17 protein-coding genes are annotated in these 14,880 nt (G+C 62.9%); 9 read left to right on the top strand and 8 right to left on the bottom strand.

What is annotated here, in order from left to right:
• Positions 1-47 precede the first annotated feature (47 nt).
• Entirely contained in the window at positions 48-1,439 is a 1,392-nt protein-coding gene (locus GLS_RS06040) for an NAD-dependent succinate-semialdehyde dehydrogenase (protein ID WP_011252682.1), read from the bottom strand.
• 92 nt (positions 1,440-1,531) lie between these two features.
• A complete protein-coding gene (locus tag GLS_RS06035) occupies positions 1,532-3,568 on the bottom strand; it encodes an NAD(+) synthase (RefSeq protein WP_041111569.1) in 2,037 nt (678 codons plus the stop codon).
• A 192-nt stretch (positions 3,569-3,760) separates the two neighbouring features.
• On the opposite strand from GLS_RS06035, the gene GLS_RS13095 reads away from it, so the two are divergent.
• On the top strand, positions 3,761-3,937 hold the full coding sequence (locus tag GLS_RS13095; RefSeq protein ID WP_024717175.1) for a DUF1328 domain-containing protein: 177 nt from the start codon (positions 3,761-3,763) through the stop codon (positions 3,935-3,937).
• A gap of 9 nt (positions 3,938-3,946) precedes the next feature.
• On the opposite strand, the gene GLS_RS06025 is transcribed toward GLS_RS13095, so the two are convergent.
• The 6 genes from GLS_RS06025 to mlaD are packed head-to-tail and all read right to left on the bottom strand — an operon-like array spanning position 3,947 to position 8,012.
• Positions 3,947-4,462 carry a disulfide bond formation protein B gene (locus GLS_RS06025; RefSeq protein WP_011252680.1) on the bottom strand — a complete coding sequence of 172 codons (516 nt, stop codon included), beginning with the start codon at positions 4,460-4,462 and terminating at the stop codon, positions 3,947-3,949.
• Positions 4,453-5,796 carry an alpha,alpha-trehalose-phosphate synthase (UDP-forming) gene (locus GLS_RS06020; protein WP_041111568.1) on the bottom strand — a complete coding sequence of 448 codons (1,344 nt, stop codon included), beginning with the start codon at positions 5,794-5,796 and terminating at the stop codon, positions 4,453-4,455. The genes GLS_RS06025 and GLS_RS06020 overlap by 10 nt, the downstream gene beginning before the upstream one ends.
• Positions 5,784-6,506: a trehalose-phosphatase gene (gene otsB / locus GLS_RS06015; protein WP_041111567.1), complete on the bottom strand. Its 723-nt coding sequence runs from the start codon at positions 6,504-6,506 to the stop codon at positions 5,784-5,786. Before otsB ends, GLS_RS06020 begins: the two co-directional genes overlap by 13 nt.
• Positions 6,507-6,555: 49 nt before the next feature.
• Entirely contained in the window at positions 6,556-7,245 is a 690-nt protein-coding gene (locus tag GLS_RS06010) for a DUF2155 domain-containing protein (protein ID WP_052327495.1), read from the bottom strand.
• A complete protein-coding gene (locus tag GLS_RS06005) occupies positions 7,242-7,484 on the bottom strand; it encodes a hypothetical protein (protein WP_011252676.1) in 243 nt (80 codons plus the stop codon). The genes GLS_RS06010 and GLS_RS06005 overlap by 4 nt, the downstream gene beginning before the upstream one ends.
• A 3-nt stretch (positions 7,485-7,487) precedes the next feature.
• On the bottom strand, positions 7,488-8,012 hold the full coding sequence (gene mlaD / locus GLS_RS06000; RefSeq protein WP_011252675.1) for an outer membrane lipid asymmetry maintenance protein MlaD: 525 nt from the start codon (positions 8,010-8,012) through the stop codon (positions 7,488-7,490).
• A 198-nt stretch (positions 8,013-8,210) separates the two neighbouring features.
• Between mlaD and GLS_RS05990 the strand changes: the two genes are divergently transcribed.
• The 8 genes from GLS_RS05990 to GLS_RS05955 all read left to right on the top strand — a co-directional run bounded on the left by GLS_RS05990 (position 8,211) and on the right by GLS_RS05955 (position 14,861).
• Entirely contained in the window at positions 8,211-9,734 is a 1,524-nt protein-coding gene (locus GLS_RS05990) for a TSCPD domain-containing protein (RefSeq protein ID WP_041111565.1), read from the top strand.
• Positions 9,735-9,877: 143 nt separating this feature from the next.
• Positions 9,878-10,246 (top strand): AtpZ/AtpI family protein, encoded by a 369-nt coding sequence (locus GLS_RS05985; RefSeq protein ID WP_024717171.1) that lies wholly within the window; start codon positions 9,878-9,880, stop codon positions 10,244-10,246.
• Positions 10,224-10,973: a F0F1 ATP synthase subunit A gene (locus GLS_RS05980; RefSeq protein WP_011252673.1), complete on the top strand. Its 750-nt coding sequence runs from the start codon at positions 10,224-10,226 to the stop codon at positions 10,971-10,973. Before GLS_RS05985 ends, GLS_RS05980 begins: the two co-directional genes overlap by 23 nt.
• An 82-nt stretch (positions 10,974-11,055) precedes the next feature.
• A complete protein-coding gene (locus GLS_RS05975; RefSeq protein ID WP_024717170.1) occupies positions 11,056-11,283 on the top strand; it encodes an ATP synthase subunit C family protein in 228 nt (75 codons plus the stop codon).
• An 8-nt stretch (positions 11,284-11,291) separates the two neighbouring features.
• Positions 11,292-11,852, top strand: a complete 561-nt coding sequence (locus GLS_RS05970) for a F0F1 ATP synthase subunit B family protein (protein ID WP_011252671.1) — start codon at positions 11,292-11,294, stop codon at positions 11,850-11,852.
• Between the two features lie 10 nt (positions 11,853-11,862).
• Positions 11,863-12,363 (top strand): F0F1 ATP synthase subunit B family protein, encoded by a 501-nt coding sequence (locus tag GLS_RS05965; RefSeq protein ID WP_041111564.1) that lies wholly within the window; start codon positions 11,863-11,865, stop codon positions 12,361-12,363.
• Positions 12,364-12,367: 4 nt separating this feature from the next.
• Positions 12,368-13,135, top strand: a complete 768-nt coding sequence (locus GLS_RS05960; protein WP_011252669.1) for a glycosyltransferase family 2 protein — start codon at positions 12,368-12,370, stop codon at positions 13,133-13,135.
• A gap of 73 nt (positions 13,136-13,208) precedes the next feature.
• Positions 13,209-14,861, top strand: coding sequence for an ArnT family glycosyltransferase (locus GLS_RS05955; protein WP_041111563.1), 1,653 nt, complete (start codon positions 13,209-13,211; stop codon positions 14,859-14,861).
• The last annotated feature ends 19 nt before the right edge of the window (positions 14,862-14,880 follow it).

Here is a 14,880-nt window from a genome sequence, read left to right as displayed (position 1 = left end):
TCTGGAAGATCGAACCGGACTTCACGAAGAAGCCCGATACGCCTCAATCAGAACGGTGCGTCGATATCAACAACGTCGATCAGCTTGTGATTGACGAATTCCTTGATGCCCAGACCGATCAGCTCACGGCCATAACCCGAACGGGCCACGCCACCGAACGGCAGATCAGCCTTCACCATCGTCGGATGGTTGATATAGACCATGCCCGTATAGATCTGCTCGGCAACCTTCACGCCACGCTGGGTGTCCTTCGTGAAGACCGAACCACCCAGACCAAACGGCGAGTCATTGGCGATACGGATGGCGTCCGCATCGTCCTTGGCGCGATAGAGCTGCGTCACCGGACCGAAGAACTCCCACAGACGAGCTTCATTGTTCTCGTGCAGGTTGGTCATCAGCAGCGGCTGGAAGAAGGCGCCCTTCTCCGGCACGGACGGGCCAATGGCCTCAACAACGGCACCATGCTTCTTGGCTTCCTCGACCTGAGCCTTCAGATCATCAGCAGCCTTCTGCGAGGAGAGCGGAGCCAGCGTGGTCTTCGGGTCCATCGGATCACCCGGAATCAGCTTGGCGACTTCAGCCTTGTACAGCTCGACAAAGCGGTCATACACGGCATCCGCCACGATCAGACGCTTTGCAGACACGCAGACCTGACCGGCATTCCAGTGACGGCCGAAAGCAGCCCACTTCGCGGTCTTTTCCAGATCCGCATCGTCCAGAACGAGGAACGCATCGGAACCACCGAGCTCCATCGTGGACTTTTTCAGCGCCTGTGCCGCAATCCCGGCCACAACAGCGCCCGCACCTTCCGAACCCGTCAGGGCCACGCCACAGACGCGCGGGTCCTTGAGGATCGTCTCGGTGTGATGACGGGCGGCATACAGGTTGCGGAATCCACCCTTCGGCAGACCGGCTTCCTTCATCAGGTCATCGAACGCGGCAGCACACTGCGGCACGTTGGAGGCGTGCTTGAGAATGACCGTGTTACCGGCGGAAAGCTGCGGCGCGATAATGCGGGCGATCTGGTAGAACGGGAAGTTCCACGGCTCGATCGCGAACACGATGCCCTGCGGCTGATGGATCAGGACGGCCTCGCCTTCCTTCGGATCCGCAACCGGCAGCTTCTCGGCTTTCAGCAGCTCTTCAGCATTCTTGGCGTAATATTCGAAAATCTCGGCGGACAGGATCGTCTCTGCCTTGGCTTCGGCATAGATCTTGCCCATCTCGAGCGTCAGAAGCTTGGAATACTTGTCGATATCACGGCGAAGGATGTTCGCCGCTGCCGTCATAATCTTTGCGCGCTCGGCGAACGGCGTGTGGCGCCAGCTCTTGAACGCATCATAGGCTTCGGTCAGCGCGGTCTGGACTTCCTGGTCGGTTGCTTCCGGGAAGGTCTTGAGCGTCTCACCGGTATAAGGGTTGATCGTAGCGTAAGCCATGACGAGTCATGTTCCTATGTGGTGACGGGTTTCCAACATATTGGCACGGATGCGGGCAGACAAAACCCCCCACACTCCTGCACACCAAAACTTCACGGATGTGTGTTCGTTTCAGGCACATTATCACAAAGTTCCGCAAGCCATGCCGTTGCCGTGCCATCAGACGGCGCCCGCCAGTCTCCGCGCGGCGAAAGAGAGCCGCCGGAAACCAGCTTCGGACCATTGGGCATGGCGGAGCGTTTGAACTGGCTCGTCCCGAAAAACCGCCGCAGAAACACTTCCAGCCAATGCCGGATCTCGCCCAGGTTGTAGGCAATCTTCCGGTCCTGTGGATAATGCTCGGGCCATGTTCCGCGGGACGCATCGCTCCAGGCCACCTCCGCCAGAAACGCGATCCGCGACGGCCTGAAGCCGTGACGCAGAATATGATAAAGTGTGAAATCCTGAAGCGGGTAGGGTCCGATCGTCTGTTCCGTGCTCTGAACGCCCTGTCCGGTATCGGGCACCAGCTCCGGCGTGATCTCCGCATTGACGATCCGCTCCAGAACCGCACCCACTACACCGTCACCCAGTTTTCCATCCCGCGCCAGCCAGCGGATGACATGCTGGATCAGCGTCTTCGGCATCCCGGCATTGACGTTGTAATGGGACATCTGGTCCCCCACCCCATAGGTGCACCAGCCCAACGCCAGTTCCGACAGATCCCCTGTCCCGATGACGATTCCATTGCGGTAATTGGCGATCCGGAACAGGAAATCCGTCCGCAGACCCGCCTGCACATTCTCGAACGTAATGTCATGAACAGGCTGCCCTTCGGCAAAAGGATGACCGATCCCCGCCAGCATCGTCTGCGCCGTCGGCCGGATATCCAGCTCGTTCACTTCAACGCCGAGCGCCTCCATGAGCGCATGGGCCAGCGAGCGGCTCTCCGTTCCCGTCGCAAAACCGGGCATCGTGTAGGCAAGGACATGCGTTCGCGGCCAGCCAAGCTCATCCGCCGCCCGCACCGCCACAAGCAGCGCCAGCGTGCTGTCCAGACCGCCTGAAACCCCGATCACGGCTCGCTGCGCCCCGCTCGCCAGCAACCGCCGGCGCAGGGCGCTGACCTGAATGGTCCAGCCTTCATAGCAGTCCCGCGCCAGCGTCCGCGCATCGGACGGCACGAACGGAAACCGCACGACCTCCCGTTTCAGCCCCAGATCCGTCATGGGCGGAGCAAGCGTGAACCCGACGGTCCGGAACGCTTGGCCCGGCTGCCCGAACTGGCCCGTCCGCATCCGCTCCTGCCGCAGCAGATCCAGATCCACATCCGCCACCACCAGCCGCTCGCCCTGCGGAAAACGGTCCGATTGCGCCAGAAGCCGCCCGGCCTCATGGATCGAGACCTGCCCGTCCCAGGCCAGATCGGTCGTGGACTCCCCTTCACCCGCCGCCGCATAGGCATAGGCTGTCAGCGTCCGCATGGACTGCGCCTGACACAGAAGCGACCGGTCATCCGTCCGCCCGATCGTGACCGGAGACGCCGACGGATTGAGAATGACGGTCGCCCCCGCTTCCGCCAGCTTCCCGCTCGGCGGAGACGCGACCCACAGATCTTCACAGATCTCCACGCCCAGCGTCAGCCCGCGCATATCCTCGGCCTGGAACAGCAGATCCGCCCCGAACGGCACGTCTTCGCCAAACAGGCGGATCGTCCCGGATGTCTGAAGCCCAGACGTAAAATACCGTGGCTCGTAGAATTCCCGGTAACGCGGCAGATGCGATTTCGGCACCACACCCAGCACGCGCCCGCAATGCACCACCGCCGCACAGTTATAGAGCAGGCCCCCCCGCACCAGCGGCAGCCCCACAACCACGACGGACAGCAGATCCCGAGACCCCGCGACCACCCGCCGGAGCGCCTCGACCGCCCCGTCGAGCACCACGTCCTGAAACCGCAGATCATCCAGCGTGTAGCCCGTCAGCCCCAGCTCCGGAAACACCACCGCCGCCACACCCTGCCGGTCACAGTCGCGCAGAACCCCCAGAACCCGCTCACCATTCTTCAGCGGATCGGCAAGCGTCACCGGCAGCGTGCAGGCGGCGATCCGGGCGAACCCCTGATGATACAGGGAGCGGAACAGGGTCATGATGGTCCTCCGGCAGGCAGGATGGCCGAACACAGGCATCCGACCCATGGAAATATCGAAAAGGGGCTTCCCAGACTCAGCCCCCGAATAAAACGGACGTTGCGAAAATGAACCTGTTCACTCCGCCGCCGTTCAGCCTTCTCACACCCCGCCTCTCCCTCAGAGGGCGCTACTGACAAAGGAGACAGTCCCATGGACCTGCTACGCTGGACCATTGCCTTCCTTATCCTCGCCTTATGTGCTGCGGTGCTGGGCTTTGGCGGAATTTCGGCAGATTTTGCCTATATCGGCAAGATCCTTTTCTTCATCTTCCTGGTGCTGCTGATCATCAGCCTTGTCTTCGGGCGCGGACGCGGCACGCGCCTCTGATACGGCCTCTCAGCGTCGGGAGCGGCCCATGCGGAAGCTCCCGACCAGAGCCACCACGAACACCACAACCGCATACAGACCGCCCAGCTCCGTCATGGAGACGGGCAGACCGAACAGGTAATCCGGCGAATCACACGGCTTGTTCGGCCGTGCGGGCATCGCCGACATCCAGTCCTTGAAGTTGCCCCCGTGAAAGACCGGCGCCCTGCATTCGGGTGCCGGGCTGGGCCAGAACTTGTGCTCCACGCCCGCATGCAGAACCGCCAGCCCGATACTGGTCATCAGGCACAGAAGCCCGAAGAAAATCCCGTACCGGGCATAGCGCTTCGGCAGCACGATCGTGACAATCCCAAGCCCGATCAGCACCCACCACGGACGCCGCTCCCACAGGCACAACTCGCAGGGCGCAAGCTTCAGCCAGTGTTCAGCAAACCAGACGACCCCGAGCGCCACCAGCCCCGCCAGAACATACAGACCACCCAGCGCAGACGTTGAAACGGGGCGGTATGTTCTGTTCAGTGGCACGGACGGATCGCCTCCAGGCTATCAAGAAACTGCTTGGACCAGCTCCCCGCCGTATTGCGGGAAACCTCGTCATACATCGCGGACCATGCCGCATGACGGGCGTGCACGTCCATGGTCAGGCCGATATGAAGCGCATCGGCCATCCCTTCCGCATCCAGCGGATTGATCAGAAGCGCCTCGGGCATTTCCGGAGCCGCCCCCGCAAACCGCGACAGCACCAGCACGCCAGGATCGTCCTCGTCCTGCGCCGCGATGAACTCCTTGGCCACAAGGTTCATGCCATCCCGCAGCGGCGTGACAAACCCCACATCCGCCATCCGGTAAAGCCCGGCGAGAATATGCCGCCCGATCGGCCAGGTCGTGTACCGGATCGGCACCCAGTCCGGCGTGCCATAGGCGCCGTTGATCGTCCCGACCAGCCCGTCCAGCTCTTCCTTGAGCAGGCGATAGCTCTCCACGCCCCCCCGTGACACCGGAGTAACCTGAAGGAACGTCACCTGCCCGCGATGCTCGGGATAGTTCTTCAGCAGAGCCTCGAAGCCCTTCATCCGCTCGGGCAGACCCTTGGAATAATCCAGCCGGTCCACCCCCATGATCAGGCGCGTCCCCTCCAGCGTATCCATGATCTTCACCACCTCGTCGGAGGAAGCGCTTTCGATCGCCTGCTGACGGAAGCTGACGGGATCGATCCCGATCGGCACGGCCTCGACCGCTGCTTTCAGGCCATAGACCTCGAAACATCCTTTGAGATTGGTCGCGTCCTCAGGCGTCTGCACCCCGATCAGGTCACAGGCCGCCAGGCCGCTCAGCAGCATGTCGAGCCTGGGCAGCAGACGCGCCACGCTCCAGGGCGGGAACGGAATATGCAGGAAGAACCCGATCCGCCCCGTAACCCCCCGGTCCCGCAGCATCTTGCCCAGCGGAAACAGGTGATAGTCATGGATCCAGACCGTATCATCCGGCTCCAGAAGCCCGACCAGACGATCCGCGAAGACCTCGTTCGCCTCATAATAGGCGTCGCAGTCCTCACGGGTGTAGCGGATCAGGTTGGTCCGGTAATGGCACAGGGGCCACAGGACGCCGTTGGAAAAGTTCAGATAGAACCGGTCATACTGCCTCTGCGTCAGGTCGAACGTCACGTAATTGACGTTCCCCACCTGCTCGCTCTGGACCGGCCGGTCGGCCGCATCCGCATGCTGATGGCCCGACCACCCGAACCACAGGGTCTCCTGCGTCTGTACCGCATCATACAGACCAACCGTCAGCCCCCCGGCAGGCTGCGTACGCTCCCCGGGGGCAGGCGTCCGGTTGGAAACAATGATCAGGCGCCCCATCCGTGTCCCTCCGACAGATCATGCAGCCAGCGCCGGAACGTGGCCGCATCTGGAAAATCATCGGGAATGAGCCAGCCTGCGCCCCCCATCTGGCGCGCAGCCCTCACCCCGTCGCGGTCCGTGACGTCATCACCGGCAAAAACCGGAAGCCGCCCGGCAAAAGGCGGCTCCGCCATCAGTTCCCGCAGCGCCTTGCCCTTGTCGATCCCCAGTGGCCGGAGTTCGATGGCCATCTGGGCATCCTGAAGGTGAAACCCCCGGTTTTCCACCGGCCAGGCCGACGCCAGCTCCCGAAAAGCGGATTCCGCTTCGGGCGCACGACGGTAATGCAGCACCATTCCAGCTTTTTTGTGTTCAACACTGGCGCCGGGATGATCTGCCGCAGCCTTTTCAACAGCCTGCACCCATTCGTCGGGCACAACGGGCAGTTCCCGCTCCCGTAATGCCTGGCCGGGCGCGTGGCGCATCATCACGCCATGCTCGCCGGCCACAGCATGGGGGATATCGGGCAGGAAATGATCGATCTGAGCAATGGGCCGGCCGGTAATGATCGCAAGCGCGCCATCGAGCATATCCCGAAGACGCAGCAGATCCGCCGCGAGCCCTTCCGGCACCCGGACACTTTCCGGAGTAGGCGCGATATCGACAAGCGTTCCATCGAAATCAAGCAGCAGGGCTGCCCGGGACGGGGGAAAGGGAACCTGAATCATGAAGCTGTCATTTCTTCCTGTTTCTGGGTCATTCCGCCCCATCCCACCTTTATTCGAGGCCGGGATCAGCCTCGGGAGGTGACAGGGGCTGCCCCGAAGACTGCGCTGGCATGGCCGGAGCAAGGGACGGCGCCGCACCGCTGGGAGGCGCGAGCGGAATGGGATTATGACTATCCGGAGCAAGCGGTACAGGACCGCCTGAGGCAGAACCGGGCTGGGATGCCGGAGCATCGCCCCCCTCTTCCACCGGAACCTCCGCACTGGCGAGCACGGGTGCCTTCACCACAGGCAGAGGCCCCGCCTGAGGTGCCGTCGGCGCTCCCGCACAGGAAACAACGCGCACATCGTACAAAGGGCTGCCATAAGTTGCGACAGAAGGCTCCTGAGCCAGCATCCAGCCATCAAAAGGCGGCCGCTGCGGATCGCTGCTGTCCTTCAGATGCAGCAGGGCTCCGGCATCCGACGCCAGCGTCTGCGGCCGGCTGACACAGGCTTCAACACCCACGGAAAGACCGTGATAGGTCGCGCTCCCGCCCACGGGAATCGTAAGAAGCTCCAGATGGGCGTCCAGCCTGTCCAGCACACGCACCACGGCCTGCGACTGTCCCTGCCAGGTTGCAGCCGGATACATCGCCGGAGGCGCCACACCTGTCGCGGCCCGCGCGCCTGAAATCCCGGCCAGCAGAATCATTCCGGCAGCCCCGCATGGCAGAACCCGGTCCGACCAGAGTTTCATCATGACTCTTTCTCCTGAGCCCCACCCTGGAGCGGGCTCTTCAGATCGGACAGCATGGCCTGAAACGTCTGCAGCATCGCCTGAGGCGCAACCCCCATCAGAACCCCGTCATCAAATGCATCCTGAAGGGCCTGACGCAGCTCGGCATCGTTTTCCCGCAGGATCTGGACCTTCTCCACACAGGACACGGGATTGCCCTCGTGGTCGACCCACAGAAACGCATTTTTCTGCGCATCCGTCATGACTCAGGGCTCATCCGCCAGACTGCCCGCCGCCGGCTTTCCCGCAGCGGCCTTCTGGCTCTTCTGGAGCGAATCCGTCACGGAGAAAATGAACTTGCTCAGAAGCTGTTCCAGACTGATGGAGCCCTGCGTCTCGGTCATGACACCGCCCGGCTTCACCACCGAATCCGCTCCCCCCGGAGACAGCGCGATATACTTCCCGCCCAGCAGACTGTCAGACGTCACAATCGCAGCAGAATCCGTCGGCAGCTTCACATCGGGCGCGAGCGTAAACGTCACCTGAGCCTGAAAACTCTTAGGATCGACCACGGCGCCGGTCACATGCCCCACCGTAATGCCAGCAAGCCGCACATCGGAACCGACCGTCAGGCCGTCGATCTGGCTGAAGGACGCATGGACAGGGTAGCCCCCGTCATCGCTCTGATGGTGCCCGACCATTGCCGCGACCAGAAGACCCGCAAGGCAGGCAAGGACAGCGAACCCGGCCAGAAGCTCCAGCCGGTCATGACGGACCGTGACAGCGCTCATGACGATACCCTCGTGAAAATCATCCTTCCAGCACTACCCGACTCCGCTTCGCGCGTCCAATCCTCCCGCAGAAATCGTCCCTCGGCAGGCCCTGGGAAAATGTTATCCCCCATATCCCCATGTTCCCGCCCATTAGCGGCCTTCCGGAGACCCTTTTCCGGCTTACGGGCCCACGGGCGCAGGGCGTAGATTCGCAGCATGACAGCTCGCCTTCACTGGACCGGCGTTCGCATGAGGACGCTTCAGGTCATGACCGACCCCGACGACAGCGCCCTGCGCTCAGTCACCCTTCCTGCCGCCTGGGATGACGAGGCCGCGCAGGCCCTCGCCCAGATCACCCTGAACGGTGGGCCGGTCAGACTTGCCGCGGAGGCAGCCCGCTGGGTGGACACGATCGATGCGTGCCCGCCCCTCCCCGGCACCCCGGCCAACACGCCGTCGCCGGGCCGGAGCCTGTCCTATCTTCTGCTGATGCAGCAGATGGCGCCCAATACCGCGCTGTGGCAGTGCCAGCCCGACCAGACGCCTGGCTTCACCATCCGCCTGTCCAGCTTCGTGCAGGAGACCGGATTCGCCGCCGAGCATTTCGTCGCCTGCCTCCGTCTGGCCTGCGACGCCCTGCGACGCCTTCACGCCGCGACCCGGATCGAACGCACAGGTGAGCTGCCCCTGTTCGATCTCCCCGCGAAACCGGAAGACGAAGCCGCAGGACTCGTTCTCCTGACCGATCTCGATGCCTGCCTGGCAGCACTCGGTCTCGACTATGACAGTGACGACGCCCGCAATGCCGCCTGCGCCATGGCCGCGCTCACCACCACCGTAGCCCGCGCCGGAACGAAGCTGCCCCCGCCTTCCATTCCGGAATCGCCCCTGTCAGGGCTGCGAACCCTCGCATCCTCTGTCTGTGCTGCCGAAGAGGGACGGCATTTCTGCCCGATCGAAACCGGATTTTCCTCCCCGGCCCCGACCGAAGGCCTGCTGGGCGTCGAAACCTGCGGCCTCGCCCCGGCCTTCTCGCCCCTGCGCGAAGATGGACATCTGCGTGCGTCCACGCTGGCCCGGCTGGCTTGCCGTGGCCTGACGCCCGAATCCGCCCTGGCGCTTGCACTGGCTGGCGAGACCCCGCTGCCGCCCGTTCGTCCGCAGGCTCAGGCGGCCATGCACGCCGCCGTGAAGAACGTCGTGGACTTCCTGCCGGCGGTGCCGGAACCCGATCTGGCCGACCTTCAGGCCAAGCTGGCCCGTGGCGTGCGCCGCCCGCTCCCCATGCGCCAGACCGGGTTCACCCAGCGCGCGGCCGTGGGCGGTCACAGTCTTTTCATGCGCACCAGCGAGTTCGAGGACGGCACGCTCGGCGAGATCAGCCTCACCCCGCCCCGCGAGAGCCCAATGGCCCGCGGCCTGATGGACTGCCTCGGCCACGCCGTCAGCATCGGCTTGCAATATGGCGCTCCGCTGGAGGCCTTTGTGGAACGATTCGCCTATACGCGGTTCGGACCCGCAGGCACTGTTGAGGGCGATCCGTCCACGGCTTACGCGACCTCCATGCTCGATTATGCCTTCCGCACCCTGTCGGAAGCCTATCTGGGCGAGCACATGCCGGACGCCCCCCGCGTCGAACCCAGTTCGGAAGATCCAGCCCCCATGCTGCCCTTCGGACGCGGCTCCGGCGAAAGCCCGGAATGGAAGGACCGCGGGCGCCGCCTGAAACTGGTCAGCTAGGGCGAAAACAGGTTTCGATGGCTCCGGCGAGCAGAATACATTGACAGTCAACGGACTCGCCGGTAGCTAGCGCCTGCGCTGAGAAGGAATCCGGTTAAACGACCGGGTAAAAAGGATGCGTACAGGGTAAGGGATCAGACCTCATGGGACACGCCCCTGCCGGTGACGACGGAAACTTCGACGAACGCCTGAGGCGTGCCCGTCAGAAGCTCGATCCCCGCTCAGGGGAATTCGCCGTAACCGACGAGGGCAATGGTGACAGTTCCATGTCATCCCTTGGACTGGCGATCCGCGTGGGAACGGACCTTGTGGCCGGGCTCGCGGTCGGTGTAGCCATAGGCTACGCGCTGGGTCACTGGTTCGGGTACAGGGCTCTGTTCCTGTCCGTTTTCGCCCTGGCAGGATGTGGTGCCGGCATGTTGAATGTCTGGCGGGTTTTGAAGGATTCGGACATGGTGTCCGGACCGAAAGATGACGGGAGAAGCCAGCGTGGCAGCCGGATCGACGATTGACGCGCTCGGACAGTTCGAGCTCCATCCGGTTCTTGGACATCTGGGAGAAGCCCTGCGGTTCTCGCAGTCGCCACTGTTCATGCTGATCGCCGCTGCCGTCGTTCTGGTCTTCCTGTATGTCGGGATGCGCCCCGCCGCCGTCGTGCCGGGCCGCCTTCAGGCCGCCGCCGAAATCAGCTACGATTTCGTCCATGACCTCGCCGTCAGCACGATCGGTGAAAACGGCGCAACGTTCTTCCCGTTCGTCTTCGCGATCTTCTTCTTCATCCTGGCCGGCAACTATCTCGGCCTGCTGCCCTTCTCCTTCACGTACACCAGCCATATCGCCGTGACTTTCGGCCTGGCCATCATGGTGTTCATCATCTCGATCCTTGCCTCCATCCGTTTTCAGGGTGTCGGCTTCCTCAAGCACTTCCTGCCCGCTGGAACGCCTGTCTGGCTTGCTCCGCTGCTGGTGCCGATCGAGATCATCTCTTTCCTTTCGCGTCCGGTCAGCCTGTCGATCCGACTTTTCGCCAACATGGTGGCGGGTCACGTGCTTCTGGAAGTGTTTGCCGGCTTCACGATCATGCTCGCCGGTCTGGGCGCATTCGGCCATGTGCTGGCCATCGCCCCGATCGCGATCAACATCGCGCTGACGGCCCTCGAACTGCTGGTGGGTGTGCTGCAGGCCTATGTGTTCGCCATCCTCACCTGCATCTATCTGCGTGAGGCCGTCGCTCACTGAGCCACACCAGCTTCGCACTAACCCTTTAATCGACCCAACAAGGAACCTGACAATGGACGTTCAAGCCGCTCACGAATTCGGCATCAGCATCGCCCAGGCCGCCCGTGACCTCGGTGCCGGTATTGCCGTTTTCGCCCTCGCCGGTGTCGGCATGGGTCTCGGCAACATCTTCTCGACGCTGATCAGCTCGGTTGCCCGCAACCCGGCCTCGCGTCCGCATGTCTTCGGCATCGGCATGCTGGGCTTCGCGCTGACGGAAGCCGTCGCGCTGTTCGCCCTGCTGATCGCCTTCCTGATCCTGTTCGCCTGAGGTCGAACATGTACCGTACGCCACGCCTCTTCCTGTTCGCCGCTCCGCTTGCGGCCGTGCCGGGCCGTGCCGTGGCTGCGGGCATGCCACAGCTGAACTTCCACGATCCGCTGCTGATCGGACAGGTCGTCTGGGGAGCCGTCATCTTCGGCGGCTTCTATCTCGCCCTGAGCCGCTTCGCACTGCCGCGTGTCGAACGGGTGCTGACCAACCGTCGGACCCGGATCCAGAACGATCTGGATGTTGCCCGCAAGGCCAAGGCTGAAGCCGACCGCGCCAGCGCGGAACTCCTCAGCGCCCGTCATGAAGCAGCCGAGCAGGCCCGCGCCCATGTGGAGCGGATCCAGAGCGAAGCCCGCGCCAACGCGGAAGCTCACGCTGCGGAAACGGCCAAGCGCCTCGAAGCCGAGATCGCCAGCGCCGAGACCCGAATCACCCAGTCCCGTGAACAGGCCCTGTCCAGCCTGTCCGAGATCGCCACCAGCACCACCCAGGATCTGGTTTCGCGTCTGATCGGCACGCAGGACGAACAGACTGTCGCCAGCGCCGTCAAACGCGTCAGCGCCTAAGGAGACGAAGATGTTCCACGATCCCCGGTTCTGGACCGCCCTCGCCTTCGTCCTGTTCTTCGTCATTTTCGGGCGCAAGCTCTGGGTCGCCATCACCGGCCACCTGGATGCGCGCGCCGACAGCGTCCGCCACGATCTCGACGAAGCTGCCCGTCTGCGTCGCGAAGCCGAGCAGATGCTGGAAGATGCCACCCGCGAGCGTGAAAAGACCTTGGCCGAAACACAGGCCATGCTTGCACGCTCCGAAGCCGAGGCCGCCGGTCTGGCAGAACGCGCCCGCAAGGATGCCGAAGCCGCCGCAGCCCGTTATGAAAAGATGGCGCAGGATCGCATTCACGCAGCCGAACGTTCGGCCATCCGTGAGATCCAGGATCGCGCTGCCCAGATCGCCGTTGCCGCAGCCCGCGACGTCGTGTCGACCCGTCTGACGGAGAGCCCCGACATCGCCGCAACCCTGATCGACAAGGGCATCGACAGCCTGCCGGAAGCCCTTCGGCGCTCCGCTGCCTGATCCGATGCCCACCTCCACGGTGCAAGGTTCCTCCCATGACGACGGACAGCCCACAAGGCTCTCCGTCGTCATGGCCGTTCTGAACGAGGCGGAAAACATTCTGCCGGTCTGTCAGGAACTGGCGGACACCTTCGGCGCCGACCCTTCCGTAGAAATCCTTGCGATCGATGACGGCAGCACCGACGCCACCGTCAAAAAACTTCTGGAAGCCCGGCAGACGCTCCTGCCCCGCCTGCGCATCATCAGCCATCCAAAGCGGCTCGGAAAATCCGCAGCACTCCGCACCGGCATTACAGCTGCGAAAGGTCAGTGGATCGCCACCATTGATGGCGATGGTCAGGACGACCCGTCCGCCATCCTGAAAATGCTGGACCAGGCGACATCGGCTCCGGGCACAGCCCCCCTCGTTGTCGGCGTACGGCGCAAGCGCAATGACCGCCTGTCCCGCCGGATCGCCACACGCCTTGCCAACGGCCTGCGTCGCCGCCTTCTGAACGACGGCTGCCCCGATACCGGCGCACCGCTCAAGCTGTTCTCCCGCGACCTCTTCTTAAAGATCCCGCAGTTCGAAGGCGTCCATCGTTTCCTGCCTGCCCTGCTGGGGCATTACGGCGCACCGCTGATCTGCATCGAGGTCCAGCACCGGGCGCGACTGCACGGCAGCTCGAAATATACGAATTTCAACCGGGCCCTCGTGGGAATCCGTGACCTTCTGGGCGTCATGTGGCTTCAGAACCGCACGCACCTGCCCGATCATCTGACCGAACACTGAAGCCGTCACCGGATCCGGACCTTCCGGGATCCTGCCGCATGCCCGGCCTGACAGAACGGCGCGGAGAGTCCCCATGACCCTGAACCTCCGGCATTATGCTCTTCTCGGGCTGCTGGCCTTTCTGCTCGCGCTCCCCGGCCGTATGACGCTTCCACCCCTCGATCGGGACGAGCCCCGCTACATGGAAGCATCCGAACAGATGCTTCTCTCCCACAACTTCATCGACGTCCGCTTCCAGGACAAACCACGCTATCTCCAGCCGGCCGGCATCTACTGGCTGGAAGCAGCCTCGACTGCCGCGGCCGAAAAGATCTTCGGTCCCTCGGTTCTGCGCAAGACATGGCCCTACCGGATTCCAAGCCTCCTTGCCGCAACCATCATCGTCCCCCTGACGGCCTGGATCGGCGCAACTCTCTTCGGTGGCGCAACGGGCCTGATGGCGGCAGGGCTGCTGATGGTCTCAACCCTGTTCGTCGCCGAAAGCCACATGGCGACCATCGACACGGTCCTGCTGCTGGACATCCTGTGCATCGAAGCCGCCCTTCTCTGTGCGCTCACGGATCGGCGAAAAAACCGCCCCACTCATCTACGTGTAGCAGTCGCCTACTGGCTTGCCCTCGGGGTCGGCCTCATGCTCAAGGGACCGGTCGTCCTCATTCCAGGCTTCGGCACGCCCCTGGCCCTGTGGTTTCTGGAAAAAGACCGCTCATGGTGGTCGCGCCTGCGCCCGCGCTGGGGCTGGCTGCTCATGATTGCCCTGGTCGTTCCATGGTGCGTCGCCATCGAGATCATCAGCGGCGGGGACTTCTTTGCCCGCGCGGTTGGGCGCAACTTCCTGGGCAAGGTCGCCCATGGTCAGGAAGCTCACGGCCTTCCTCCCGGCTTCCATCTGCTGGTTTTCGGACTGGCCTTCTGGCCTGGCTCGCTGTTTGCCGCCATGGCCATTCCGGCAGTCTGGAAAAACCGCAAACTCCCGCAGGTCCGCTTCCTCCTCAGCTGGATCGTCCCGCACTGGCTGGTATTCGAACTGATCGCCACCAAACTCCCGCATTACGTCCTGCCAACCTATCCGGCGATTGCCATCCTCACTGCCGCAAGCCTCATGGCATGGCGCCCTCCCACACTCTCACGATGGGCAAAGGCTCTTCTCGGGGTCTATGGCGTTCTGTGGGCGGTCATCGGCATCGGCTTCTGCCTTGCGGGCAGCATCGCTCTATACAAGCTTGAGCACACATTCTCACTCTCCGCCCTGATCGCGCTGGGAGGATCCCTCCCCCTGATGCTCGGCGCCATCATGATGCTCCTGAAGCAGCAGCGGCGACAGGCAGCCTTCTGCGCCATGGGCGCAGCCGTCATTGCTCATGCCGGGCTGTTCCTGAGCGTGATCCCCAATCTCCAGACCATCCGTCTCAGCCCCCGGATTGCAGACCTCTTCGAAGACGTCCGCCCCTGCAATGACAGTGTTTTGATATCGTCATCCTATTCCGAGCCGAGCCTGGTCTTTCTCGTCGGCCCCAATACACAGCTCATCGGCCCCGCAGCCGCAGCCGCATATCTGCACGACCATCCCCAGTGCAGCCTGGCGCTGATCGACTTCAAAGACAAAAACATCTTTATGTCTGCCTTGAAGAAATTTGGAATAAATGTTGTCGAGTATAATAAAATAGAAGGCCTGAATTATTCAAATGGGCACCACCTTAATTTAGAGCTGTTTGCTCCCCTATGACCCTTCCATTTAATATGAT

Source organism: Gluconobacter oxydans DSM 3504 (assembly GCF_000583855.1).
In the GTDB taxonomy this organism is placed as follows: Bacteria; Pseudomonadota; Alphaproteobacteria; order Acetobacterales; family Acetobacteraceae; genus Gluconobacter; species Gluconobacter oxydans.
The sequence above is the reverse complement of the archived record's forward strand: the minus strand, read 5'-3'. Positions and strand labels throughout refer to the sequence as shown.